Origin of the sequence: Microbispora rosea (assembly GCF_044460045.1) — a bacterium.
Classification (GTDB): domain Bacteria; phylum Actinomycetota; class Actinomycetes; order Streptosporangiales; family Streptosporangiaceae; genus Microbispora; species Microbispora rosea.
This window is the reverse complement of sequence record NZ_JBITJO010000002.1, coordinates 892,657-916,901: the sequence shown is the minus strand read 5'-3', so window position 1 is coordinate 916,901 and position 24,245 is coordinate 892,657. Positions and strand designations below refer to the sequence as shown.

Genomic DNA, 24,245 nt, shown 5'->3' with positions numbered 1-24,245 from the left:
CTGGACTGCTCAGTTTTGGGTGTACAGTCCGGACTGTCCTTTTTGGGGGAGGTGCGCCATGAGCGATGCCGTCTCGGAGACGGCCGCGCAGGCGGCCGGCGACGCCTGGGTGGCGGTCAGCCGCCTCGTTCGCAGACTGAGAGAGCTGGACGCGGCGGGCGACCTCAGCTCCGGCCAGGTCTCGGTGCTGGTGCGGCTCGCCAAGCACGGCCCGGCGTCGGCCAGTGAGCTGGCCGCGGCCGAGCGGGTCAGACCGCAGTCCATGGCGGCGATCGTCCAGGCGCTGGAACGGGCCGGGCTGGTCGAACGCCACCGCGACCCCGAGGACGGCCGGCGTCAGCTCGTCACGCTGACCGAACTGGGGCGCGAGCGCCGTCTGGACGACCGGAGGGCGCGTGAGGCGTGGCTGGCACGGGCGCTGCAGGACCACTGCACCGAGGCACAGCTGCGCACGATCATCGAGGTGATGGCGCTGCTGGACGCCGTGGCGCAGTCGTGAACGGGGCGCAGTCGTGACCGTGGCGCAGTCGTGAACGGGGCGCAGTCGTCACCGAGGTTCAGCGTGATCGAGGTTCAGCATGATCGGGGTTCAGCATGATCGGGGCGCAATTTTGATCGGGGCGCAGTCGTGAACGGGGCGCAGTCGTCACCGGGGTTCAGTAGTGATCGGGCTCCGGGCATGACCCGGGTTCCGGCCGCCTTCCGGGCCGGGCGCCGATCGGACGCCGGCGGCTTCGACCGCCGGCTGATCGCCCCGATGATCCTGGGCTCGATCCTGAACCCGATCAACTCCTCGATGCTGGCGGTGGCACTCGTGCCGATCGGCCGCTGGTTCCACGCCTCGCCCGCGCACACCGCGTGGCTGGTGACGGGGCTCTACCTCGCCACCGCCGTCGGGCAGCCGGTCATCGGGCGGCTGGTGGACACCTTCGGCCCGAGGCCGCTCTACCTGACGGGCACGGCGCTCGTCGGCGCCGCCGGGCTGCTGGGCGTGCTCGCGCCCAGCCTCGGCGTCCTGATCGTGTCGCGGGTCCTCCTCGGGATCGGCACCTCCGCCGCCTACCCCGCGTCGATGTTCCTGCTGCGCGCCGAGGCCGACCGCACCGGCATGCGCAGTCCCAGCGGCATCCTGGCGGCGCTGTCGATCTCCAACCAGGTCATCGCGGTCATCGGGCCGACCCTGGGCGGCCTGCTCATCGGAGCGGGCGGCTGGCATCTCATCTTCGCCGTCAACGTGCCGCTCTCGGCCGCCTGTCTCGTCCTCGGCGCGCGGCGACTGCCCCGCGGTTCCGCTGCCGCGCGGCCCGGCGGAGGGCTGGACGTGATCGGCATGGCGCTGTTCGCCGGCACGCTCACGGCGTTCATGACGTTCCTGATGAACCCGGCGTGGGAGCTCTGGTGGCTGCTGGTGGTCGTCGCGCTCGCCGGGGCCTGCTTCGCCGTACGGGAACTGCGGACGGCGCAGCCGTTCCTCGACCTGCGGGTGCTGGGCGGCAATCCATCGTTGCTGGCCACCTACGGCAGGCAGTGGCTGGCCTACACGACCTCCTACGCCTTCATGTACGGGTTCCCCCAGTGGCTGCAGGACGGCAGGTCGCTCGGCCCCTCGGCCGCCGGGCTGCTGCTTCTGCCCATGTCGGCGACGGCCATCGCCGTGACCGCCCTCACCGGCCGCCGCGCCGAGGTGCGCGGCAAGCTCGCCGTGGGCGCCGCGGCGCAGATCGCCGGCTGCGCCACGATGCTGACGGCCGGCTCCGGGAGCCCGATGTGGCTGCTGGCGCTGATCGGCGCGTTCGTCGGCGTCGCGCAGGGCCTCAACGGGCTGGCCAACCAGAACGCGCTGTACGCGCAGGCGGACCCGGCCCGCATGGGCTCCTCGGCCGGGCTGCTGCGCACGTTCGGATATCTCGGCGCGCTGAGCGCCTCGGCCGCCAACGCGACGTTCTACCGGCATGGCGCCACCACCGCCGGGCTGCACGACCTGAGCCTGCTCCTGCTGGGTGCCTCGGTGCTGCTGCTGGCCGGCACCCTCGCCGACCGGTCGCTGCGCCGCGTCGGCCGCACCTGAGCCGGCCAGATCGCCGGCGACCTGGCCGGGCGCCCGCGCGTCGTCGTCACCAGGCGCAACCGGTCGGCCTTCTCCCACACCGGCCTCGGCCTGTGCCTGCGCCGCCGCGTCCCGAGGCGCGTTGGACTCCGCCGGCTTGGCACAATGGCTGCGGCATCGTCCGGCAGGGACGCGAAGGCGAGGGGGATGGCATGAGCCCGCTGATCAGTCCTGAGGAGCTCGCCGCGATCGGCGACGCCGCGATCCTCGACGTCCGCTGGCGGCTGGGCGGGCCGCCCGGCGCCGAGGCGTACCGCGAGGGCCACATCCCCGGCGCGGTCTTCTGCGACCTCAACGCCGACCTCGCCGCCCCCGCCGGGCCCGCCGGACGGCATCCGCTGCCCGCGCCCGAGGCGTTCCAGGAGGCGATGCGCCGTCTGGGAGTGTCCGAGGGCCGGCCGGTGGTCGTCTACGACGAGGCCGACTCGACGGCGGCGGCCAGGGCCTGGTGGACGCTGCGCTACTTCGGCCACGACGACGTACGCGTGCTCGACGGCGGGCTGCGGGCCTGGACCCGGGCCGGGCTTCCGTTGACCAAGGACGAGGGCGCCGTCCCGCCGGGCGACTTCACCGCGCGGCCGGGCGGGATGCCGGTGCTCGACGCCGATCAGGCCGCCGCGCTGGCCTCCGACGGCGTGCTGCTCGACGCCAGGGCGGCCGAGCGCTACCGGGGCGAGGTGGAGCCGGTCGACCCGGTCGCCGGGCACGTCCCCGGTGCGATCAGCGCCCCGACCTTCGAGAACGTCGAACCCGGCGGCCGGTTCCACGCCAGGGAGTTCCTGCGCGAGCGCTTCAACAGCCTCGGGGCGGTCGAGGGCGTGCCCGTCGGCGCGTACTGCGGGTCGGGGGTCACGGCCGCCCACGAGGTGCTCGCACTGGAGATCGCCGGGCTGCCGGCGGCCCTGTACGTCGGCTCGTGGTCCAACTGGGTCGCCGACCCCGGCAGGCCGGTCGCGACCGGCTGATCCCGGCGCTCGGTCCGCGCTCGGTCCCGGTGGTGGGCTCGGGTGGTGGGCTCGGGCGGTGGGCTCGGTGTTAGGCCCTCAGCCCGCGGCGAAGGGCTCGTCGCCGGCGCCGAAGCAGACGAAGCCCGGCACGGCCGTCTTCTCGGCGGCCCGGGCCAGCGCCTCGGCGGGGGAGCGGCCCTCGGCCAGCAGGGTGTGGAAGAGCGTCATGAGCGCCGGCGTCTCGTCGTCGCGCACCGGCACCACACCGGCCACCACGCACGCGGCGTCCCCGTTGCGGGCGGCGCTGTCGAGGAAGGCCCCGGCGAGGCCCAGCGCCGCGCCGTCCACCGGGGCGTGGGCCATCCCGGCGTCGCAGGCCGACAGCACGACGAGCCGGGGGATCCGCCGCGCGGCCATCAGGTCGTAGGCCATGAGCGGCCCGTCATCGAGCGTGATCTGCGACAGCATGGGCCCGCGCGGGCTGAACATCCCGTGGGCGGCGACGTGGAGAACGTCGGCCCGCTCGATCGCGCGGAGCACTTCCGCCCTGGTGGCGCCGACGCGCCGCCCCCGCGCGTGCGCGGCGGCGACCATGTCGGCCTCGGCCGCGGCGTGGTCGAGACCCGGCCCGGCGAGCGACAGCACCAGTGGGGCGCCGGCCGAGCCCCGGCGTGGGGCGAGCCACGCGGTGGCGTCGGCCGCCACCGACACGGGCCGGCCGCGCAGCGAGGGAAGCAGCGGCCAGGGCAGCGTGCACAACGCTCCGGTGGGCACGACCGTCACCGGGCCGCCAGGCGTGCGGCCCGCCGACGTCAGGGTGCCGGGACCGGACAGGAGAACATGGTCGAGCGCGCACAGTTCGCGGGCGATCCCCTCGTCCACCGCCCCGGAAAGGGCGTCCGCGCCGGGCGAAGTGTCGCGCAGTGTGTCGGGCGCTGTGACGTGTACGGGGTCTCGCCGGGTGTCGCGCGAGGTATAAGGCACTGTGACGTGTACGGGGTCTCGCCGGGTGTCGAGCAGGGTGTCGAGCATGGCGCGGCGGCGCAGGCCATACCTGATCCGCACGGTCGCCTCCACCGCCGTCTGGTAGCTGCCGAGGGACCTTAGCGCGCATCCCCCAGCCCCGGCCGTGACGGCGAACAGATCGTCGCCGCGCCGCACGAACTCCACGAGCAGCCCAGAACCGGCGGGCGGGACACCGGCCGGCGCCGACGCGGGAGCCGGGGCGCCGCGCACGACCGCCCGCCACCGCTCGGCCCAGCCGAGCACCGTTCGCGCGTCGCCCGTCCGCCGGGCCCGGTCGAGGGCGATCTCCAGGCCGAGCGCGGCGAGATCTTCGGCCGGCCGCGCCGCGTGCACTCGCAGCTCCGCGTCCTGTGCCGCGTCTCGTGCCGTGTCTCGTGCCGTGTCCTGTGCCGTGTCTCGTGCCGTGTCTCGTGCCGTGTCTCGTGCCGTGTCTCGTGCCGTGTCCTGTGCCGTGTCTCGTGCCGTGTCTCGTGCCGTGTCCTGTGCCGTGTCGTGCTCGCGTGGACCGGCGTTGCCGTCGCGCCGATTGGCGTCGCCGCCGAGGGCGTGCACGGCCTCGATCCCCCGGGCCGCGGCCTCCAGGGCCCGATCGAGGTCCCCGTCCAACCGGTGCCGCATCGCCACCGCGTGCCACCGCACGAGCGGGCGGGTGGCGGCGGCGGCGCGGTCGAGCTGCGTGCGGGCGTGCGTGATCGCGCCCAGCCGTACGGCCGCCGCCGCGGCGGTGAGCCGCAGCGCGGCAGAGGCCCCGGGCCACCCGCACGCCGCGAGCTCGTCGGCGCAGGTGATCAGTTCGGTGACCAGGCTCTCGGCGCCCGCCGCCTCGTGCGCGGGTGCGGCCGGTGGAGTGGAGGCCTCCGCGAGGCGGGCGCGCAGGACGACCTCCCTGGCCAGGGGAAGCCAGGCCGTCCTGCCCTGCGCGTCCAGCTCCGCGAGCGCGGTGCGTGCCGTCGAGGCGGCCAGTGCGGCGTCCCCGGCGAGGAGCGCGGCCTGGGCGAGCAGCAGTCGCGCGCCGGGGACCGCTGCCTGCGCCCCGGCCGCCACCAGTTCGGGGACGGCCTGTTCGAGCAGCGTGCGCGCCTCGCCGGTAAGGCGCGCGGCCAACAGCGCCTCGGCGAAGTCCGTGCGCATCACCGCGAGCCGTTCAGGGAAGCCGAACAGGGTGGTCTCGGCCGCCCGGTATCGCGCGAAGGCGGCGGCGATGTCACCGCGCCGGGCGGCCACGAACGGCAGATTGCCCTCCGCCAGCATCGCGACGTGGTCCAGGCCGGCCGACCTCGCGACCCGGGCGCACTCCGCGAGATCGGCCTCGGCCTCGCCGTACTGCTCAAGGTAGGTGTGCGCGAGGCCGCGGTTGAGCAGTCCGCCCGCCCGGAAGCGGGCGTCGTCGTCCAGCAGGCCGATCGCCCGGTCGCAGTGCCGTACGGCCTCCTCGTGCCGTCCCAGCAGGATCAGGGCGACCGACCGCTGCACGCCGAGCCTCGCGAGGTCCGTTCCCGCGAGATCCCGCTCGGCGAGCTCGGCGAGGCGCAGCCCACCCTCGGGGTCGCCGAGCTGGGCCCGCACCGTGACGAGCGACATCCGGGCCTGCGCCACCCGGCGCGGAGACCCGCGTCCCGCCGCGATCGCCTCCTCCAGCCGCTCCCCGGCGAGTTCGAGGTCGCCCAGCTCACGGGCCGCCAGCGCCGTGGCGCGCAACGCCACCGACGCCGCCTCGCCGTACGCGCCAGCGGGCCCCGGCCACCCGGCCAGGTCCAGTACGGCTCTCGCCTCCGCGAGGGCCAGCCGGGGGTCGGTCGCGGAGAGCCGCACGGCGGCCTCGGCCCTGTCGAGCAGATCCATGTCCAGCGGGTCCCCGGGAGAGGTCATAGGTGCACGTGGATCCAGCGGGTGAAGACCGGCGGGTGGCCGGGCCGGTGGCAGACGACGCTCAGCCACCCGGGCGGCAGGCCGGCCACCGCGAAGTGGCCGCTGCCGGAGGGGATGCGGACCTTGGCGATGTGCGGGGTCCGCACCTCGATCCTGGCGTCGGGTCCGGGGGTGGGGGACACCTGACCGGCCACCTCCATGCGCCCGCCGATGACGGCCGTCTCGACGTCGATGACCAGGCCGTCCGCGCTGAAGCGGCGGACGCCGGCCTGCGCGGCTCCGGTCTGCGCCGCTCTGGTCTGCGCCGCTCCGGTCTGCGCCGCTCTGGTCTGCGCTGTCCCGGTCTGCGCTGTCCCGGCCTCAACCGCCTCAGTCTGCCCCGCCTCAGTCTGCGCCGCCCCGGCCTCGGCGGAGGAGCGGGTCCCCGGCGGCACGGGCAGGTCGACCGGCCCGGCGGGCACGCCTCCGGGCACCCGCAGGCCGAAGACCGCCCGGGCGGCGGCCGACACGCCTTCCGGCACCGGATCGGCGCCCGCTCCCATGCGCAGGGCCGCCAGCAGGTATTCCTCCCTCAACGGGTCTCCTCCTCCTCGACGAGAGCGCGCAGGCGGGCCATGCAGCGGGCCCGGGTGGGGCCGATGCTGCCGATCGGAAGGTTGAGACGGACCGCTATCTGGGTGTAGCGCGCCTCGGGGTGAAGCACGTACAGGCGGATGAGCGACCGGCACGGCTCACCGAGCAGGTCGAGCCTGCGCCACACCTGCCTGCCGAAGTCCGCGTCCACCACCGCGGCCGTCGGGTCGGGCAGCGCCGTGTCCGGCACGTCCAGGTCGGAGACCACCTCCCCGCGTGCCCTGCGGCTGAGCCGGGCCGCCTCGTGCCGGGTCGTGGTGACGAGCCACGCGCCGATCCGTTCGGGGTCGCGGATCGTGCCCGCGCTCTCGACGAGCCGGAGCCACGCGCCCTGCACGGCGTCGGCCGCGTCGGCGGCGCTCAGCCCGAACGCCCGGGCAACCGCCCACATCCTGCCGTCGAATCGGGCGACCAGGTCCTCCCAGGTGGCCTGGTCGATGGTGGCGAAGGAGTTGTCTGTCGGCATCCGTCACTCTGCGCGCTCGGGGGGAAGCGTATGGTGACAAGAACCTTACCGATCCCCGCTCGTCACGACCACCCCGAGATCTGCTACCCGCCGGCCGCCGTCGAGCAGGCGCCGTACGGCCTCCGCCGGCGGAACCTCCCGGCACAGGCGGGCGAGCGCGCCGGTGACGACGGCGGCGGCGAACGAGGTGCCGCTCCAGGTGGCGTAGCCGCGGAAGTCGCCGTAACTGAGGAAGCTGCTGGTGAGCCCGACACCCGGGGCCCAGACGTCCACCCATGGGCCGTACGCGGAGAATCCGGCCCTGCCGTCGCCGTCGAGCGCGCCGACCGCGACCACACCGGGCAGGGCCGCCGGCCAGAAGGGACGCGACGACGCGGTGTTGCCCGCGCACGCGACGACGGCGGGGAAGCCCGCGAGCGCCTCGGCCAGCCCGAGGGGCGGCGCGTCGTCGAAGGTGTGGCCGCCGAAGGAGAGGTTCACCACGTCGGTCCTGCCGCCGCGCAGCACGGCGAGCGCGCGCAGCAGCGCCGCCTCGTCGCTCACGCCGTCGCTGTCGAGGAGGCGGAGGACGCGCAACCGGACGCCGGGCGCGTGCCGCAGGATCAGTCCGGCCACGAACGTGCCGTGCCCCGCCTGCCGGTCGCGCACGCCGTCGCCGTCCGCGTCGGGCGTCTCGGCGATGTCGTCGTCGTACCACCGCGCCACCCACGGATGTGGCGCCAGGCCGGTGTCGAGGACCGCCGCGACGACCTCTCCCGGCTCGCCCGGCTCGTACGGCGGGGCCGCCGCGGGCGCGGGTGGCCCGCCGGGCCCGCCGAAGAACAGCGGCTGGCCGGACAGGACGTGGTTGGGGGAGGCGGCGTGCCCGCGGTCGCGGAGCGTGGCCGTCAGGTCGATCACGTCGGTGCCCGGCGGCAGCCGTACGCGGTGGACGCGGCCGGCGCCCGGAAGGGGCTCGGAGGCCAGGGCCCACCGGGCGACGGCGGTGGGAGAGGAGGTCAGGAGTTCGTCGGGCCGGATCAGAACGGGCCGTCCCGGGAGGGGTTCGACGAGCCGGCTGCGCATCGGGGGGCCTTTCCGTGATGGTTACGGAACGTGTCCTTCCCGAATTGGTTGGTCGCCAAGCACCAATCGGTATGACCCCCCTCTGGTGCCAGGCTGCGACGGACGGTAGTCTCTCCTACAGTCATCCAACCGTGATCATTCCAAGTGTGAGGCCGTTGGGGAAGGCGCACCTCATGCGAATTGGGAGGTCCGGTGGCTGCTGCTCGTGGCGTCCTGTACGTCCACTCGGCTCAGCCTGCGCTGTGCCCGCACATCGAGTGGGCCGTCGCAGGCGTTCTTGGCGTTCCCGTCGACCTGACGTGGACCGCCCAGCCCGCCGCGCCCGGGACCTTGCGGGCCCAGGCCGAGTGGGAGGGGCGTCCCGGCACGGCCGCGGCGATCACGTCCTCACTCATGGGCTGGCAGCGCATCCGGTTCGAGATAACCGAGGACGCCTCGCCGGGTGTCGACGGCTCCCGGCACGCCTACACGCCGACGCTGGGCGCCTTCACGGCGGTCGTCGGCGCGAACGGGGACATCCTGGTCCCCGAGGACCGGCTACGCAACGTGATGCTGATGGCCGCCCAGGGCCGGGTCGTCCTTGAGGACGAGCTCGACCGTCTGCTCGGCAAGCAGTGGGACGAGGAGCTGGAGTCGTTCCGGTACGCGGGCGAGGGCGCGCCCGTGCGCTGGCTGCACGCGGCCGTCTGATCCTGCGCCACGGCGGCCTGTTCCGCCCCGCCCGGCCCCCAATGGAGGCCGGGCGCTGCCGGCTCAGGCGAGCCCGTCCAGCAGGGCGATGTCCTCGGGAGACAGGCGCAGCCGGGCCGCGGCCATGTTCTCCTCCAGGTGCGCGAGCGAGGACGTGCCGGGAATGGCCAGGGTGACGGGGGAACTGCCGAGCAGCCAGGCGAGCGCCACCTGGGCGCGGGTCGCGCCGTATCGTCCGGCGACCTCGTCGAGCGCGGCGAACTGCCCGGCCGAGGGGGCCATGCCGGGCGGGGCCTGCGACAGGTCGAGCCCGGGCCGGAGCATGCCGGCGGCGAGCGGGAAGTAGGAGGTGAACGCGATGCCCGCCTCCTCACACGCGGCCAGGACCTCCGCGCCCGACCGGTCGAACAGGTGGAACCGGTTCTGCACCGCGGCCACGGGCGCGATCGCGCGCGCCTCGGCCAGTTGCCCCGTCGTCACGCCGCTGAGTCCGAGCGCCCGGATCAGCCCGCGTTCGCGGAGCTCGGCCAGGGCCGCGAAGGACTCGGCGAAGGGCACCTCGCCGGGGAACATCAGCCCGTCGCCGCCCACCCGCAGATAGACGAGGTCGAGCCGGGCCCGGCCGAGCCGCGTCAGGTTCTCCTCGACCTGCTCGCGCAGCCGCTCCGGCTCCGCGGCGGCCTCGAAGCCGTGCCACTCGTCGCGGACCACGCCGACCTTGGTGGCGATGACCAGGCCGTCCGGATAGGGGTGCAGCGCCTCCTTGATCAGGTCGTTGGCCACATGCGGGCCGTAGAAGTCGCTGGTGTCGATATGGGTGACGCCGAGTTCCACGGCCCGGCGCAGCACGGCGAGCGCGGCGGCGTGGTCCCGCGGCGGGCCCCACACCCCCGGACCCGGCAGTTGCATCGCCCCATACCCCAGCCTCCCGACGGCCAGGCCGTCCGCGAGCCGAAGGACATCGCCGGTGGAACCGATGGGAACAGTCATTCACGCCTCCTCATGCCCGCCGCGGCCTGGTCGCCGCGACTGCGGGAGAGGCGAGCCTGGATCGACGCCGTGGTGATCGCACCCTCGGGATCGCGGTCGAGCTTGCGCCGGCGCACCAGATCGTGCACGCCCTGACGGGTGATGCCGAGCATCGCCGCGGCGACCGAGACCGGCACCGCGGTCGCGGCGGGGTGCCCCGCGCGCCGGGCGACCGCCCGGCCCAGGGGCGTGGCCCACCACGCGGCCGGTGGGTCGAAGGGTGCGTCGCCCGGATACAGCGCGCTCACCAGCCGGATCGCGAGGAAGGCGGCGGCGCGGTCGTCCTCGCCGCACAGCACCTCCGCCCAGGCCCGGCTTTTCACCGTCAGGAGCTCGCGCAGTCGCGTGTCCTCGCCGGACAGCTCGTCCGGCTCGAAGAGGATCTCCAGCGCGCCGAGCACTCTGCCGCCGACGACCCGGCACAGGTCCTCGGCCAGTTCGCGGCGCTCGTCCATGCCCGCCTCCCTTCTACTTGACGACAAGCATCAAGTACTTGTCGATACACGTCAAGTAGTTAGGATCCGCTCTGGGAGAACGCGAAAGCGCCGGCCCCCCGAACGCGGGGACCGGCGCTTGCCGTGTGTCGTCAGAGCGGGATGTTGCCGTGGGCGCCCCGGGCCGGGGTGGCCTGGGCGAGCACCCGGGCGATCACGCCGCGCGTCTTGGCCGGCTCGATCACCTCGTCGATCACGCCGAGGTCGAGGGCGCGCTGGAGGCCGCCCGCCGTCTTCTCGTGCTCCTCGGCCAGCCGGGCCTCGAGGGCGGAGCGCTCCTCCTCCGGGGCGGCGGCCAGCTCGCGCCGCTTGAGGATGCGCACGGCGGCGACCGCGCCCATGACCGCCACCTGGATGTCCGGCCAGGCGAACACCCGGGTCGCGCCGAGCGAGCGGGAGTTCATCGCGATGTAGGCACCGCCGTACGCCTTGCGGGTGATCAGCGTGACGCGGGGCACGGACGCCTCGGCGAACGCGTGCAGCAGCTTCGCGCCGCGCCGTACGATCCCGTCGTGCTCCTGGCCGACTCCGGGGAGGTAGCCGGGCACGTCCACGAGCACCACCAGCGGCACCCCGAAGGCATCGCACATCCGGACAAACCGGGCGGCCTTCTCCGCGGAGGCGGAGTCGAGGCAGCCGCCGAGCCGCATGGGGTTGTTGGCGATGACGCCGACCGTGCGGCCGCCGAGCCGGCCCAGGGTGGTGACGATGTTCGGCGCCCACTTGGGGTGCAGCTCCACGCCGGGCTCGTCGAGCAGCCCGTTGACCAGCGGGTGCACGTCGTAGGCACGGCGGGGGTTGTCGGGGAGCAGGCTGCCGAACTCGACCTCGTCCACCTCGCCGCGCACCCGGCCCTGGTGGCCGAGCAGGCAGGCGAGCTGGCGGGCCCGCAGCATCGCCTCGGGCTCGTCCTTGGTGACGACGTGGACGACGCCGCTGCGCTTGCTGTGCGGCTCCGGACCGCCGAGCGAGGCCATGTCGGTCTCCTCGCCGGTCACGCTGCGCACGACGTCCGGCCCGGTCACGAAGATGCGGCCGTTGTCGGCGAGGATCACGATGTCGGTCAGGGCGGGGCCGTACGCGCCGCCGCCGGCCACCGGGCCGACCACGACGGAAATCTGGGGGACCAGGCCCGACGCCTTGGTCATGGCGGCGAACACCCGGCCGACCGCGTGCAGGGACTCCGCGCCCTCGGCGAGCCGCGCGCCGCCGGAGTGCCAGAGGCCGATGATCGGCACCCGCTCCCGCACGGCGACGTCGTAGGCGTGGACGATGTGCTCACAGCCCTCAGCGCCCATGGCGCCGCCCTGGACCCGGGCGTCGCTGCAGAACGCCACGACCGGCACGCCTTCGATGCGCCCGGCCACCGCCCGCACGCCGCTCTTGTCCTCGGGGGTGATCGGCCGGATCGAGCCCTCGTCGAGCAGGTGGCCCAGGCGCACCAAGGGGTCACGGGGGTCGACGGCGGCGGCGTCGGCGGCGTCGGCCACCGTCCTGCTGTCCAGCACTGTCATTCGAGACTCCCTTGTCAAACCGTCGTGAAGGCCACGGCGACGTTGTGTCCGCCGAACCCGAAGGAGTTGTTGATCGCGGCGAGCTGATCGCCCTCGAGCTTGCGGGGTTCGCCGCGTACGAGGTCGATTTCGATGCCGTCGGCCGGGTCGTCCAGGTTCGCGATGGCCGGCACGATCCGCTCGTGCAGGGCGAGAATGGTGAAGATCGACTCGATGCCGCCGGCGCCGCCGAGGAGGTGACCGGTCATCGACTTGGTGGCGGTGACGATCGCGTGGTCGCCGATGGCGTCCTTGATCGCACGGGCCTCGATCTCGTCGCCGAGCGGGGTCGACGTGGCGTGGGCGTTGACGTGGACGACGTCCGACGGGGCGAGGTCCGCGTTCTTGAGGGCCCGGAGCATGGCCTCCGTGCCGCCCTTGCCGTCCGGGTCCAGCCCGGTGATGTGGTAGGCGTCGCTGGTGTAACCGGCTCCGGCGGCCACGGCGTAGATGCGGGCGCCGCGAGCCAGGGCGTGCTCCTCCGACTCCAGCACCACGATGCCCGCGCCCTCGCCGAGCACGAAGCCGTCGCGGCCCTTGTCGAACGGGCGGGAGGCGCGCTCGGGCTCGTCGTTGCGGGTCGACATGGCCCGCGCCGCGGCGAACGACGCCACGTTCAGACCGTGGATCGCCGCCTCGGTGCCGCCGGCGACCACCATGTCGGCCCGGCCGGAGCGGATCATGTCGATGCCGTAGCCGATGGACTCGGCGCCGGTGGCGCAGGCGCTGACCGTGGCGTGCGCGCCGGCCTTGGCGCCCAACTCGATGCTGATCCAACCGGCCGAGCCGTTGGGCATGAGCATGGGCACGGTGAACGGCGACAGCCGGTTCCAGCCCTTCTCCCGGTAGAGGTCGTAGGCGGACAGGATCGTTCCGATGCCGCCGATGCCGCTGCCGACCACCACGCCCAGACGGTCGCCGTCCACCTCGGGGGCGCCCGCGTCCTGCCAGGCCTGCCTGGCGGCGATCAGGGCGAACTGCTCGGCGCGGTCGAGCCTCCTGGCCTCGGGCCGGGGAAGCACCTCGCCGGGGTCGACGGCCGCCACACCGGCGAACTTCACCGGCACGGTGTCGACCCAGTCCTCGGTGAGCGTGCGGATGCCCGACCGCCCCTCGAGGAGCGCCGACCAGGTCGATGCGACGTCTCCACCGAGGGGCGTCGTCGCGCCGAGCCCGGTGACTACGACACGTACCCGGTCCTTACTCACTTGTCTGCACTCCTCTTGGTATCGGGGCGTGAAAGGGGGCCGGACGCGCCCTGTCGCCTCGCCGGAGGCGGGACGGGCACGTCCGTGCGGCCGTCGAACTAGGCCTGGATGAAGCTGATGACGTCCTTGACGGTCTTGAGGTTCTTGAGCTGGTCGTCGGGGATCTCGACGCCGAACTCGTCCTGGGCCGCGACGGCGATCTCGACCATGGAGAGCGAGTCGATGTCCAGGTCGTCCACGAAGCTCTTCTCCGGGGTGACCTCGTCGGCCGAAATGCCGGTGATCTCGTTGATGATCTTGCCGAGGCCCGCGAGGATCTCCTGCTCGGTCAGTGCCATGTCGCGAATACTCCTTGGATTTACTGTCTTCCGGGTTTCCTGGGTTGCCCCAGCTCTGTACGGCAGGCCGTACAAGTTCCTCAGGGGATCTCGATCACCTGGGAGGCGTAGGTGAGGCCGGCGCCGAAGCCCAGCAGCAGCGCCAGGCCGCCCGACTGGACCTCGCCGCGCTCGATCATGCGCGAGAGCGCGAGCGGGATCGACGCGGCGGAGGTGTTGCCGGCGAGCACGATGTCCCTGGCGACGACCGCGTTGTCGGCGCCCAGCTTGCGCGCGATGGCCTCGACGATGCGCAGGTTCGCCTGGTGGGGGACGAAGGCGGCCAGGTCGGCGGGGTCCACGCCCGCACGTTCGCAGGCGAGCTTGGCCACCGGGTGAAGCGCGGTGGTGGCCCAGCGGAACACCGTCTGGCCTTCCTGATGGAGGAAGGACTGGCGGTCCTTGATCTGGATCGCGTCGGCCTTGTCGCCGGCGCTGCCCCATGCCACCGGGCCGATGCCGGGCCGGTCGGAGGGGCCCACGACCGCGGCGCCCGCGCCGTCGGCGAAGATCACGACGGTCGACCGGTCTTCGGGGTCGACCCACTGGGTGAGCTTCTCGCTGCCGACGACCAGCACGTTGGTCGCCGAACCCGACCGCACGGCGTCGGACGCGGCGGCCAGCGCGTAGCAGAAGCCGGCGCAGGCGGCGTTGAGGTCGAAGGCGCCGGGGGCCGTGATGCCGAGCCGGTGGGCGACGCGGCCCGCGGCGTTGGGGATGGGCGCCTCGATCGTGCAGGTCGCCACGATCACCAGGTCGATGTCGTCGCTGGACAGGCCGCTGGCCGCCAGGGCCTTGCCGCCCGCCTGCACCGCGAGGTCGATCTCCGACTCCTGCGGGCCCGCCACGCGGCGTTCCTTGATGCCGACGCGGCTCTGGATCCACTCGTCGTTGGTGTCGATCCGGGCGGCGAGGTCGTCGTTGGTCACGACCTGGGCGGGCTGGTATCCGCCGAACGCGAGAATCCTCGCCGCGGGGGCGCCTTGGCCGAGCCTCACTGCAGCACCTCCCGGGCGGTGTCCAGGTCGTCAGGGGTCTTGAGCGCGACGGTCTTCACTCCGGGCAGGGCCCGCCGGGCCAGGCCCGTCAGCGTGCCGCCGGGCAGCAACTCGATCATGGCGGTGACGCCGCGCTCGGCCATCGTCGCCATGCAGGAGTCCCAGCGGACCGGGTTGGCCACCTGGTTCACCAGCCGGTCGAGGAACTCGCCTCCTCCGGAGACGGCCGCGCCGTCGGAGTTGGACAGCAGCGTGACCGACGGATCCGCGGGGGCGAGAGCCTCGGCCTCCGCGCGCAGGTGGTCGACGGCGGGGGCCATGTGGACGGTGTGGAAGGCTCCGGCGACCGCCAGGGGGCGCACCCGCGCCTTCTCCGGCGGCTCGGCCGCGAAGGCCTCCAGCTGTTCCCGCGTGCCGCCCGCGACGATCTGGCCCGCGCCGTTCATGTTGGCGGGGGTCAGCCCGTGCTTGGAGATCGCGGCGAGGACGTCCTCCTCCGCGCCGCCGAGCACCGCGCTCATGCCGGTCTCGGTGACGGCGGCGGCCTTGGCCATCGCCCGGCCGCGCTCGCGCACCAGGGCGAGGGCCTGCTCGGGGGTCAGCACCCCGGCGATGGCGGCGGCGGTGAGCTCGCCCACACTGTGTCCCGCGACCATGCCGGGCCGGACCCCGAGCGTCTCGAACGACGCCAGGGCGGCCGCCACGAGCAGGGGCTGGGCCACAGCGGTGTCGCGGATCTCGTCGGCGCCTGCGGTCGTCCCGTACGCCACGAGATCGAGCTCCACGATCTCCGACCACGCGGAGATCCGCTCGCGGAACTCGGGTATCTCGAGCCACGGACTGAGGAATCCTGGGGTTTGGGCGCCTTGGCCCGGAGCGACGATGACGAGCACGTACTCAACCCTGCCCTGTAGAGGTTCACCACACTGATGGAGATCCGAACGAACTTTGTGGCCGCCGCGTTGTGGGGTACCTACAGTTTCGGTGTCGAGCTGATTAAGGCACCCGGCTCAGGTTACGGACAGGCGTCCGAGTATGAGACCCACCTGGAGGGTGAATGCGGACCGCCCCTCCGTGGGCTGGTACCCGGTCAGTTCCGTGATCTTACGTAGACGGTACCGCACGGTGTTGGGATGGACGAACAGCAGCCGGGCCGTCGCCTCAAGGGAGGTCCCCTGCTCCAGATACGTCGCGAGCGTGTCGAGCAGCGGGGTTCCGGCGAGCGGCTTGTAGACGTTCTCCACCAGCTGGGCCCTGGCGTCCTCGTCGCCGTCCAGCGCGCGCTCGGCGAGCAGGTCCTCGGCGAGGACCGGGCGCGGGGCGTCGGGCCAGCCGGCGGCGGCGCGCAGGCCCGCGATGGCGGCCCGGGCCGAGCTGGCCGCCGCGTGCAGGTCGGGCACCTCCGGCCCGATCACGACGGGCCCGGGGCCGAAGCGCGCCACCACGCCGCGCGCCGCGTCCTTGACGCCGTCCGCGCCGCCGACGATGACGATGAGCCGGTCGCCCTGCACTCCGGCGAGCAGCTCGTGGCCGAGGCGCCGCCCCTTGTCGCGCAGCCCGTCGATGACGCTCTGCGGGTCCTCGTCGGGGGCGCACCCGGCGAAGACGACGACCGGCGCGGAGGTCCAGCCGAGCGCGGCGGCCCACGAGTGCAGCCCGTCGTCGACCTGGCCGCGCACCAGCGCGTCCACGATCAGCGCCTCCAGCCGCGCGTCCCACGAGCCGCGCGCCTCGGCCTCCCTGGCGTACACCTGGGCGGCGGCGAAGGCGACGTCGCGCGTGTAGCGCAGCATCGCGTGCCGCAGCAGCTCCGCGCCTCCGGGCGCGGCCAGCTCCTCGACCTGGGCCTCGACGACCTCGACGACGATGCGGACCAGGTCGACCGTCTGCTGGAGCGACACGCTGCGCTTGAGCTCGCGCGGCGCGGTGCCGAAGAACTCGATGCTCGGCGTCGGCCGCCCCTCGCCCGCGTGGCCGAACCACTCGACGAACGCCGCGATCCCGGCCTGCGCCACCAGGCCGACCCACGATCTGTCCTCGGCCGACAGCGCGCGATACCAGGCCAGCCGCTCCTCCATCCGGGCCATGGCGGCCGTCCCGAGGCTGCCCATGGCCCGGTCGAGCCGCCGCGCCGTGTCCTCCCGGATCCTGTCGTCCTCCCGGGTTCCGGCGTCCTCCCAGGTCCCGGCGCCCTCCCGGACCCCGTCGCTCATCGGCACACCGTCTCCGGCCACCCGGACGACGTCTTCGCTCTGCCCGTCCGTACGCACCTGTCCGCCGTTCCACGCGCCCCGCTCGCTCACGCCCTCTAGCGTGCCAGGTCATGCCGTTGATCGTGCCGTACGGGGGTGTGGACGGCGTCTCCGCAGGTCGGAGCGGCGGCTCGCGGCCTCAGGCGCCGATGCGGTGCAGGACGACGATGTCCTCCCTGTCGAGGCGCAGCTCGTAGCCCTCGGTCAGGTAGCTGTCCACCACGCCGCGCAGGTCGTTGTTGACCGAGGCCACGATCCAGGGCGTGCCGCGCTTCTGGTAGTCCCACCACAGCACGGTCGTCCGGCCGGACAGCCGCGCGCCGAAGTCGTCGGTCGCCTCCACCACCACGCCGTCGGGGACCATGCTCATGGCCTGCTCCCTGGCCTCCGTACGGGGGTCGGGGTGGTAGAAGTCCGGGCTCATCAGGTTGTCGAACGGCCGGTAGGGGACCGTGGTGACGGCGACCGCGAAGACCGCGGCGGCGTAGGCCAGCCGCAGGCCGTGCCCGGGACGTGGCACCCCGCGCCGCTCCAGCCAGCGGATGAGCCGGGCGGCGCCGTCCACCCCGGCCATCAGCAGGATCACCACCACGAACGCGTCGTAGTGCCAGCCGGTCGACCACCAGTTGTCGGAGTCGGCGAGCAGCCGCTCCAGGATCAGCGGCAGCGCCGCCAGGAACAGCGGGGACAGCAGGCACACGAACAGCGCCGGCCACAGGAGCAGGCCCCAGGTGTCCCACTTCGAGTGGTCGTCGAAGAGCATGGCCACGAACTGGTGCGGGTGCGTGACGGCGCTCCACACCATCTGCGGCAGGTCCGCGCCGAGCTTGGAGTAGCGCGTGTAGTACGCCGGGTTGCCCCCCGCCAGGGGGATCACGAACTTGCGCACCACCTCGAACACGGCCACGCCGGTGAACACCAGCCCGGCGCCGAGCCTGCGCTGCCCGGTGAAGAACAGCCAGACGCCGAGGCCCGCCACCATGAGGCCCAGGTCCTCCTTCGTGAGCAGCAGGCCGAGCACCGCGAGCAGCCCGGGCAGCCGCCGCCCTGCGTGCAGCCGCTCGACGGCGATCGCGCTCAGCAGCGGCACGAAGGCCACCTCGTGGAACTCCACCGCCGTCGCCTGCGCGATGGGCCAGGAGATCGCGTACGCCACGGAGACGAGGTAGGCGTGCGGCGTGCCCAGCACACGGCGGGTGAACATCCACACGAACGGGATCGCCAGGGCGAACAGCACGGCCTGCGCGACGAGCAGCGTCTCGGGCCCGTCGTGGATCCAGTAGAGGGGCGCCAGCAGGGCCAGGATCGGCGAGAAGTGGTCGGCGAGCTGCATGTAGTCCATGCCGAAGCCGCCGGTGACTCCGCGCAGCGGCACGGTGGGCGCCGAGAAGTGCGAGTATCCGCGCACCGCCTGGTCGAAGATGACCAGGTCGTAGGTGGCCACCTGGAAGTGGGCGAACCTGAGCAGCGAAAGAGTCCAGTTCAGGGCCGACGACAGCGCGCAGAGCACGGACAGCGCGATCAGGTGCCGGTGGGACCTGAGGAACCGCGCGGCGGGGCCTCGCGCGTCCGCAGTGTCGGCCGGCCGCTCCTGCGGTTCGGCGGCGGCCGTGGCGCCGGAGGTGTCCGCGGGCTCCGCCTCGCCGCTCGACCTGGTGCCTGCGGCGTCTCCGGGCTCCGCGACGGCCGTTCCGTCCACGGCGGCTGCCTCCAGGGTGTCGTCGGGGTCGTTGCCTTTCCGGGGCGGCTCCTCCGCCGGTTGCCCGGACGTCGTGGTCCCCGTGATCACGAGGAGGAGAGTAGGCCCTTCCGGAGGGAACGGTCTATACGGGCGTATCTCCGGAAACCCCTCGGCGGGACGTCCGACGCTCCCACCTGGACCTCCTCGTGCGCGCCCATGAATCTTTCAGCGGCGCGGGACGACGACGTCCGTACGGGTCAGATGACGGCTACGGCCGTGATGAGGCCGATGAAGAAGTGCGTCACGCCGAGGAGGACGGTGGCGGGCTGCAGCGTGGTCTCCCGGACGAGCTCGCGCACCGAGATGCCGGCGACCTTGTCGAAGGCCACCATGCCGAGCGTCTGCACGGCGATGCCCACCAGGCCGAACACGAGCGTCGCCAGCAGCCCCTCCTGCAGGGCGCCGCCCGACGACCAGATGGAGGCCGCCACGACGAGCCCGACGCCGGCGACGCTGGAGGCGGCCAGCGCCGTGGCGTTGGGATTGCGGTCGGTGCGGATGATCTTGCTGAGCCGTCCGGGCGTCGCCAGGTCGATGACGTAGAACCCGGCGACGAGCAGCAGCACGCCCAGGATGGCGTACGCGAGGATCGCCAGGGCGCCGTGCGCGAGCACGTCGGCGATGGAGGTTGTCGTGTTCACGGGGGGCCTTCGCTTTCAGCCGTGGATACGGTGGGGGATTTCAGCCGCGGATACGGTGGGGGACGAAAGAGGACGTGTCGTCGGTGACGAGGCCGGAGGTCTCCCGGATGCCGAGCCCGGCCGACTCGTCGTCGACCACCCACGCTCCGAGCACCGGACGCCAGCCGTCGAAATCCGGCAGCGGCAGGAACTCCTGGTGGACGAAGCCCTCCCTGCCGTACTCGCCGTCCGTCTCCACCTCGACGCCCGGCGCGGCGATCCGCATCGAGGCGCCCTCGCGGCCGAGCAGCGGCTTGCGCACGTAGCCGGGGCCGGCGGCCAGCTCGCGGGGACCGTCGAGGTAGGCGGGCAGCAGGTTCGGGTGGCCCGGGTACAGCTCCCACAGGATCGCCAGCAGGGCCTTGTTGGACAGCAGCATCTTCCACAGCGGCTCGATCCACGTCATGGAGACCTGCTGGGCGAGCGCGTGCGGCGCGAACGGCTCGGCGACGATCCACTCCCAGGGGTACAGCTTGCACAGCGTCCGGACGACCCGGTGCTCCATGTCGACGAACCTGTGGTTGAGCGCGTCCCAGCCGATGTCCTCCATGGCGATCGCCGCCGTGACCAGCCCGGCCTGCTCCGCGGTCTCCTGGAGGTAGCCGATGGTCATCGCCTCCTCGCCCGTCTCGTCGGCGCTGGTCCACGCGAAGTGGGCCGGGCCCGTCTGGAGCGTGAGGGACTTCCAACGGTCGACCAGGCGCTCGTGGATCGAGTTCCACTGGTCGCCTTCCGGATAAACGTCCTTCAGCCAGAACCACTGCACGACGGAACTCTCGACCAGGCTCGTCGGGGTGTCGGCGTTGTATTCCAGCAGCTTGGCCGGCCCCGTGCCGTCGTAACGCAGGTCGAACCGGCCGAAGACGTGCGGGTCGCGCCGCCGCCACGACTCCGCGACGGCCGCGCGGCAGTGTGGGGGGATGCCGAGGTCGGCGAACCGGCCGGAGGTCACGATGTGGTCGGCCGCGGCCAGGCACATCCGGTGCAACTCCTCGACCTGCTCCTCCAGGGCCAGGACCTCGTCCATGGTGAACACGTAGTGGACGCTCTCGTCCCAGTAGGGCCGGGTGAGGCCCTCGGGGTGGGCGGAGCGGTGGAACGCGAGCCCCTGCGACTCGACGAGGGCGGCCCAGTCCTCCCTGGGCGCCGAGCTCAGCCTGCGCATGTGCCGGCCCCGCTCAGCCGCCGCCGCGGGAGTGGAAGCCGAAGCCGCCCCGCTGCACGACCCGCCCCGACCGGGTCGAGATGTGGGCGTCGGCCGGCCGGACCGTCGTGCCGTGGTAGACCCGGCCGCCGTTCCGGGTGCCGCCGTAGTACCAGCGGTACGCGCCGTGCGAGCCGTAGTAGTGGCTGCCACTGCCGTCGTCGTCGTCGCAGAGGTCGTCGTCGACGACCAGATACGACCCGTCCGGGTTGAGCGTCGAGGTGTCCACGCAGTCCGCGCCGACCTCCTCGTAGTCGTCCTGCGCCGCGCAGAAGCCGACGACGAGGACGGACAGCACGCCCAGGGTGCCGAGTTTGATCGCCGTGGAGGACTTGATGCCGCGCGACGGCGGCGGCGTTCCCGGCGGCGGCGTGCCCATGGCCATGGGGTGCGGGGGCACGGAGGAGCCACCGGGTGGCGGCGTCGGTGGGGGGCTCTCCCCGGGCTCTGCCAATCGGGCTCCTGCTGTCGAGATCGGCACACATTATCGTCTGGTTGGACGAACGGGACAGGCAGGTGCGGGGTTCCTGGTGAGTCTGTTTTCGCGTTCCCGGCTGAGATTCCGTACGCCGGGTAGCGTGCGCATGTGGATCCCGTCGAGGCGCTGAAGCGCATCGCCTTCCTGCTGGAACGGGCCGGCGAGCCGACCTACCGCGTGCGCGCCTTCCGGGGCGCCGCCGCCGCGATCGAGGACCTGCCCAGGGAGGAGCTCGTACGGCTCGCGCGCACCGGCGGCCTGACCGAGCTGCGGGGCATCGGCAAGGTCACGGCCCTGGCCGTCACCGAGGCGCTGGACGGCGCCGTGCCGACCTACCTGCGGCGGCTGGAGGACACCAAGGACGTCGACCTGGACGAGGCCGCGCAGGCGCTGCGGTCGGCGCTGCGCGGCGACTTCCACAGCCACTCCGACTGGTCGGACGGCGGTTCGCCCATCGAGGAGATGGCCGACGCCGCCCGCTCGCTGGGTCACGAGTACCTGGCGCTGACCGACCACTCGCCCCGGCTGACCGTCGCACACGGCCTGTCCGCCGACCGGTTGCGGCGGCAGCTCGACGTGGTCGCCGAGCTCAACGAGCGGTACGCGGGGGACGGCGGCCCGCCGTTCCGGATCCTGACCGGCATCGAGGTGGACATCACCGCGGACGGCTCGCTCGACCAGGAGCCGGAGCTGCTCGAACGGCTCGACGTCGTGGTGGCGAGCGTCCACTCGCTGCTGCGGATGGAGGCCGCGGACATGACCCGGCGGATGGTCGCGGCGGTGGCAGACCCCGACGTGGACGTCCTCGGGCACTGCACCGGCCGCGTCGTACGCGGGCGCGGGCGGCCGGAGTCCCGGTTCGACGCCGAGATCGTCTTCGAGGCGTGCCGGAGGTTCGGGGTCGCGGTGGAGATCAACTCCAGGCCCGACCGGCTCGACCCGCCCAAGCGCCTGATGCGGCTGGCGTACGAGATGGGCTGCGAGTTCGCGATCGACTCCGACGCCCACGCGCCCGGCCAGCTCGACTGGCAGCGGTTCGGGTGCGAGCGCGCGGCCCTGTGCGGGATACCGCCCGAGCGCATCCGCAACACCCATCCCTGGGGGATTGCCACGGACGTGGGGTGATAGTGCTGTGGCGTCCGAGTGAGGCGTGTTGTGTGGGTTTCGCCGCACTGATCGACGTAGCGTCGAATCATGAAACGCCGCGACGCGCTGGTGAAGGAGCTGGAATCCGCCGGATGCCTGCCGGCCCGCGAGCTCGCCTCGCGTCTCGGGGTCAGCAAGAGCACCGTCGTGCGCGACGTCGCGAAGCTGCGGGAGGCCGGCGTCCCCATCCGGCTCGACCAGGGCGGCTACGCGCTCGCGGGCCCCGACTCCGTGAAGCGCGCCATCGACAGGGCGCTGCGCGGGCGGCACGTGCTGCGCCTGGAGTACGTCAACAGCAAGGGCGTGCCCACCGTCAGGGACGTCGAGCCGAGCATCTGCCTCGGGGGCAGGGGCGGGCACTGGTATCTGGTGGCCTGGTGCCGTTTACGCGACGACGTGCGCGTCTTCCGGCTCGACCGCATCTCCTGGGCCGAGGTCATGGACGAGCGTTTCCCCGAGCCGGGCCGCGACCGTCTCGCCGAGCTCGCCGAGGCCGTCGGCGGCTGACCCTGCCGTCCGCCGACCGGTCCGCGCACCGTGCCGCGGGTACGTCCGGCCGGAACCCCTGCTGAACCCTGGCCGAACCCCGCCGAACCCCGCCGAACCCCGCCGAACCCCGCCGAACCCCGCCGAACCCCGGTCGAACCCCGGGAGGCGCCGGCGGGAGCGGCCGCCCGCGTAATCCGCGTGCCGCTGTGACGACCTGCGCCGACGGGATGTAGTCGAACGCGTCAGCGAGAAATGTCGGTGGGGTGGCCTACCCTCTGCGGCGTGAACCGTACCGACCGGCTCTATGCGATCGTCGAGGACCTGCGGGCGATCTCCCCGCGCTGCCGGTCCGCGCGTGAGCTCGCCCTGCGCTTCGAGGTGAGCTCGCGGACCATCGAGCGGGACATCTCCGCGCTGCAGCAGGCCGGCGTGCCGATCTACGCGGAGGTCGGGCGCAGGGGAGGGTACGCCCTGGACAAGAGGATGTCCCTGCCCCCGCTCAACTTCACCCCCGCCGAGGCCGTGGCGGTGGCGATCGCCCTCAGCCGCACAGAACAGCAGCCCTTCGCCGACGAGGCGCGCAGCGCGCTGCGCAAGCTCGTCGCCGCCATGCCCGGCCCCGAGGGGGACCGGGCCCGGCAACTGGCCGCCCGCGTGCAGATCCTCACCGACGACAAGCCGGAGTCCCGATACACCGGGTCGATCGGCAGGGTCATCGAGGAGGCCCTGCTCAAGGGGGTCGTCTTACGCATCCACTACGGCGACGCTCAGGGCGTGCTGACGACCAGGGAGGTGGAGCCCGGGGCGTTCGTCGGCGGGCGGAGCGGGTGGTGGTATCTGGTGGCCTGGTGCCGGCTGCGCGACGCCGTCCGCGTCTTCCGGCTCGACCGCATCGCCGAGGCCGTCGTCACCGAGGATCCGGTGCCCGGCCGGCCCCTGGAGGCGTTCGACGCCTGCGTGCCGGACATGATCGCGCGCACACCGGTGCTCGACTGACCGTTGATTCGAAAAAATGTTCGTGAATTTCTGGAAACGCCGACAGGGGGGTGTCGCCGGAGAGCGGGAGGCTCTACTCACACGACGAGGAACCGGCCGTGGCCCACCGAGCACCTTCCCCGCTCGTCACGCCGCCGCCGGAGCCGTCGCCCAGGAGAGCAACGCCCGCAGAGGCAACAGAGAAAGAGACCGATGATGACCACTCCCGCCGCCCCCGCCGTCAACACCGTCGCCTGGTTCGAGATCGCGAGCGACGACCCCGAGGGTGTCCAGCGCTTCTACGGCGACCTGTTCGGCTGGCGGTTCCGCACGGACGAGGGCTCGGCCGCCATGGGCATGGACTACCGGCTCATCAGCTACGACGGTGACGACGAGGTGCGCGGCGGCGTGTTCGGCACCCGCGGCGACATGCCTGGTCACGCCGTCTTCACGGTGCTCGTGCGGGACGTGGCCGAGACCTGCCGCACGGTGGAGGCCCTGGGCGGGAAGGTGCTCAGCCAGGTCGTGGGCAACGAGGGCGGCCCCGACTTCGCCTACCTCCACGACACGTCCGGCAACCTCTTCGGCGTCTTCGCTCCCGCCGGTTCCTGACCGGCCGGAGCGCACCCAGGCCGTCCGAACGCCCGCCGGGATCCCCCGTGCTTCCCCTGCGGCGCCTTTCCCTCCGGGCCCTTCCCCTCCGGGCCGTCAGGGCGCTCGGACGGCCGTACCCCGCCCCCGCCGGCCGGGTGGGGTCCGCCGGCCGCCCGTTCGAGGTGCCGAACGGGCGGCCGGCGGCGGCGCGTCGCCACGCCTGC

24 protein-coding genes are annotated in these 24,245 nt (G+C 73.1%); 8 read left to right on the top strand and 16 right to left on the bottom strand.

Annotated features, from left to right (window positions below):
• Nucleotides 1-58 precede the first annotated feature (58 nt).
• The 3 genes from ACIBK1_RS11540 to ACIBK1_RS11530 all read left to right on the top strand — a co-directional run bounded on the left by ACIBK1_RS11540 (nucleotide 59) and on the right by ACIBK1_RS11530 (nucleotide 3,072).
• Nucleotides 59-499: a MarR family winged helix-turn-helix transcriptional regulator gene (locus ACIBK1_RS11540; protein WP_396734233.1), complete on the top strand. Its 441-nt coding sequence runs from the start codon at nucleotides 59-61 to the stop codon at nucleotides 497-499.
• A gap of 180 nt (nucleotides 500-679) precedes the next feature.
• A complete protein-coding gene (locus ACIBK1_RS11535; protein ID WP_396734222.1) occupies nucleotides 680-2,068 on the top strand; it encodes an MFS transporter in 1,389 nt (462 codons plus the stop codon).
• Nucleotides 2,069-2,259: 191 nt separating this feature from the next.
• Nucleotides 2,260-3,072, top strand: coding sequence for a sulfurtransferase (locus tag ACIBK1_RS11530; RefSeq protein ID WP_030505686.1), 813 nt, complete (start codon nucleotides 2,260-2,262; stop codon nucleotides 3,070-3,072).
• Between the two features lie 78 nt (nucleotides 3,073-3,150).
• Here ACIBK1_RS11530 and ACIBK1_RS11525 read toward each other — a convergent pair whose 3' ends face one another.
• From ACIBK1_RS11525 to ACIBK1_RS11510, 4 genes are read right to left on the bottom strand one after another with little or no spacing between them, the layout of a single operon-like run.
• Complete coding sequence (locus tag ACIBK1_RS11525) at nucleotides 3,151-5,949, bottom strand: CHAT domain-containing protein (protein WP_396734219.1); 2,799 nt, start codon at nucleotides 5,947-5,949, stop codon at nucleotides 3,151-3,153.
• Nucleotides 5,946-6,524 carry a hypothetical protein gene (locus ACIBK1_RS11520; protein ID WP_396734216.1) on the bottom strand — a complete coding sequence of 193 codons (579 nt, stop codon included), beginning with the start codon at nucleotides 6,522-6,524 and terminating at the stop codon, nucleotides 5,946-5,948. Before ACIBK1_RS11520 ends, ACIBK1_RS11525 begins: the two co-directional genes overlap by 4 nt.
• Nucleotides 6,521-7,048 (bottom strand): RNA polymerase sigma factor, encoded by a 528-nt coding sequence (locus ACIBK1_RS11515; protein ID WP_030505683.1) that lies wholly within the window; start codon nucleotides 7,046-7,048, stop codon nucleotides 6,521-6,523. The genes ACIBK1_RS11520 and ACIBK1_RS11515 overlap by 4 nt, the downstream gene beginning before the upstream one ends.
• A 45-nt stretch (nucleotides 7,049-7,093) precedes the next feature.
• The gene (locus ACIBK1_RS11510; RefSeq protein ID WP_363414905.1) at nucleotides 7,094-8,113 is read right to left on the bottom strand and encodes a S8 family peptidase; all 1,020 of its coding nucleotides are present in this window, start codon (nucleotides 8,111-8,113) and stop codon (nucleotides 7,094-7,096) included.
• Between the two features lie 192 nt (nucleotides 8,114-8,305).
• On the opposite strand from ACIBK1_RS11510, the gene ACIBK1_RS11505 reads away from it, so the two are divergent.
• Nucleotides 8,306-8,803 carry a DUF3145 domain-containing protein gene (locus ACIBK1_RS11505; protein WP_036404524.1) on the top strand — a complete coding sequence of 166 codons (498 nt, stop codon included), beginning with the start codon at nucleotides 8,306-8,308 and terminating at the stop codon, nucleotides 8,801-8,803.
• 63 nt (nucleotides 8,804-8,866) lie between these two features.
• On the opposite strand, the gene ACIBK1_RS11500 is transcribed toward ACIBK1_RS11505, so the two are convergent.
• The 12 genes from ACIBK1_RS11500 to ACIBK1_RS11445 form a co-directional block, all read right to left on the bottom strand.
• Nucleotides 8,867-9,793: an oxidoreductase gene (locus ACIBK1_RS11500; protein ID WP_396734212.1), complete on the bottom strand. Its 927-nt coding sequence runs from the start codon at nucleotides 9,791-9,793 to the stop codon at nucleotides 8,867-8,869.
• A complete protein-coding gene (locus ACIBK1_RS11495; RefSeq protein WP_036404521.1) occupies nucleotides 9,790-10,287 on the bottom strand; it encodes a hypothetical protein in 498 nt (165 codons plus the stop codon). The genes ACIBK1_RS11500 and ACIBK1_RS11495 overlap by 4 nt, the downstream gene beginning before the upstream one ends.
• A 131-nt stretch (nucleotides 10,288-10,418) precedes the next feature.
• A complete protein-coding gene (locus ACIBK1_RS11490) occupies nucleotides 10,419-11,840 on the bottom strand; it encodes an acyl-CoA carboxylase subunit beta (RefSeq protein ID WP_030505678.1) in 1,422 nt (473 codons plus the stop codon).
• Between the two features lie 14 nt (nucleotides 11,841-11,854).
• Complete coding sequence (gene fabF / locus ACIBK1_RS11485; RefSeq protein WP_076434471.1) at nucleotides 11,855-13,087, bottom strand: beta-ketoacyl-ACP synthase II; 1,233 nt, start codon at nucleotides 13,085-13,087, stop codon at nucleotides 11,855-11,857.
• A gap of 98 nt (nucleotides 13,088-13,185) precedes the next feature.
• Nucleotides 13,186-13,425 carry an acyl carrier protein gene (locus ACIBK1_RS11480; protein WP_030505676.1) on the bottom strand — a complete coding sequence of 80 codons (240 nt, stop codon included), beginning with the start codon at nucleotides 13,423-13,425 and terminating at the stop codon, nucleotides 13,186-13,188.
• Nucleotides 13,426-13,505: 80 nt separating this feature from the next.
• A complete protein-coding gene (locus tag ACIBK1_RS11475) occupies nucleotides 13,506-14,462 on the bottom strand; it encodes a beta-ketoacyl-ACP synthase III (protein ID WP_030505675.1) in 957 nt (318 codons plus the stop codon).
• Nucleotides 14,459-15,355 carry an ACP S-malonyltransferase gene (locus ACIBK1_RS11470; RefSeq protein WP_030505674.1) on the bottom strand — a complete coding sequence of 299 codons (897 nt, stop codon included), beginning with the start codon at nucleotides 15,353-15,355 and terminating at the stop codon, nucleotides 14,459-14,461. The genes ACIBK1_RS11475 and ACIBK1_RS11470 overlap by 4 nt, the downstream gene beginning before the upstream one ends.
• Nucleotides 15,356-15,472: 117 nt before the next feature.
• Nucleotides 15,473-16,675 carry a PucR family transcriptional regulator gene (locus ACIBK1_RS11465; protein ID WP_030505673.1) on the bottom strand — a complete coding sequence of 401 codons (1,203 nt, stop codon included), beginning with the start codon at nucleotides 16,673-16,675 and terminating at the stop codon, nucleotides 15,473-15,475.
• A gap of 178 nt (nucleotides 16,676-16,853) precedes the next feature.
• Nucleotides 16,854-18,503 carry a DUF2079 domain-containing protein gene (locus tag ACIBK1_RS11460; protein ID WP_396734209.1) on the bottom strand — a complete coding sequence of 550 codons (1,650 nt, stop codon included), beginning with the start codon at nucleotides 18,501-18,503 and terminating at the stop codon, nucleotides 16,854-16,856.
• A 149-nt stretch (nucleotides 18,504-18,652) separates the two neighbouring features.
• Entirely contained in the window at nucleotides 18,653-19,096 is a 444-nt protein-coding gene (locus ACIBK1_RS11455) for a DUF350 domain-containing protein (protein WP_357312549.1), read from the bottom strand.
• Between the two features lie 40 nt (nucleotides 19,097-19,136).
• Nucleotides 19,137-20,300, bottom strand: coding sequence for a glutathionylspermidine synthase family protein (locus tag ACIBK1_RS11450; RefSeq protein ID WP_396734206.1), 1,164 nt, complete (start codon nucleotides 20,298-20,300; stop codon nucleotides 19,137-19,139).
• A 13-nt stretch (nucleotides 20,301-20,313) separates the two neighbouring features.
• Nucleotides 20,314-20,739 carry a hypothetical protein gene (locus tag ACIBK1_RS11445; RefSeq protein ID WP_396734203.1) on the bottom strand — a complete coding sequence of 142 codons (426 nt, stop codon included), beginning with the start codon at nucleotides 20,737-20,739 and terminating at the stop codon, nucleotides 20,314-20,316.
• A 186-nt stretch (nucleotides 20,740-20,925) separates the two neighbouring features.
• Here ACIBK1_RS11445 and ACIBK1_RS11440 point away from each other — a divergent pair, with 186 nt between their 5' ends.
• From ACIBK1_RS11440 to ACIBK1_RS11425, 4 genes are all read left to right on the top strand, one after another.
• Nucleotides 20,926-21,942 carry a PHP domain-containing protein gene (locus tag ACIBK1_RS11440; RefSeq protein WP_030505668.1) on the top strand — a complete coding sequence of 339 codons (1,017 nt, stop codon included), beginning with the start codon at nucleotides 20,926-20,928 and terminating at the stop codon, nucleotides 21,940-21,942.
• 69 nt (nucleotides 21,943-22,011) lie between these two features.
• Nucleotides 22,012-22,470, top strand: coding sequence for a helix-turn-helix transcriptional regulator (locus ACIBK1_RS11435; RefSeq protein ID WP_076434476.1), 459 nt, complete (start codon nucleotides 22,012-22,014; stop codon nucleotides 22,468-22,470).
• Nucleotides 22,471-22,734: 264 nt separating this feature from the next.
• Nucleotides 22,735-23,448, top strand: a complete 714-nt coding sequence (locus ACIBK1_RS11430; RefSeq protein WP_030505666.1) for a helix-turn-helix transcriptional regulator — start codon at nucleotides 22,735-22,737, stop codon at nucleotides 23,446-23,448.
• Nucleotides 23,449-23,643: 195 nt separating this feature from the next.
• Complete coding sequence (locus tag ACIBK1_RS11425) at nucleotides 23,644-24,039, top strand: VOC family protein (protein WP_396734198.1); 396 nt, start codon at nucleotides 23,644-23,646, stop codon at nucleotides 24,037-24,039.
• The last annotated feature ends 206 nt before the right edge of the window (nucleotides 24,040-24,245 follow it).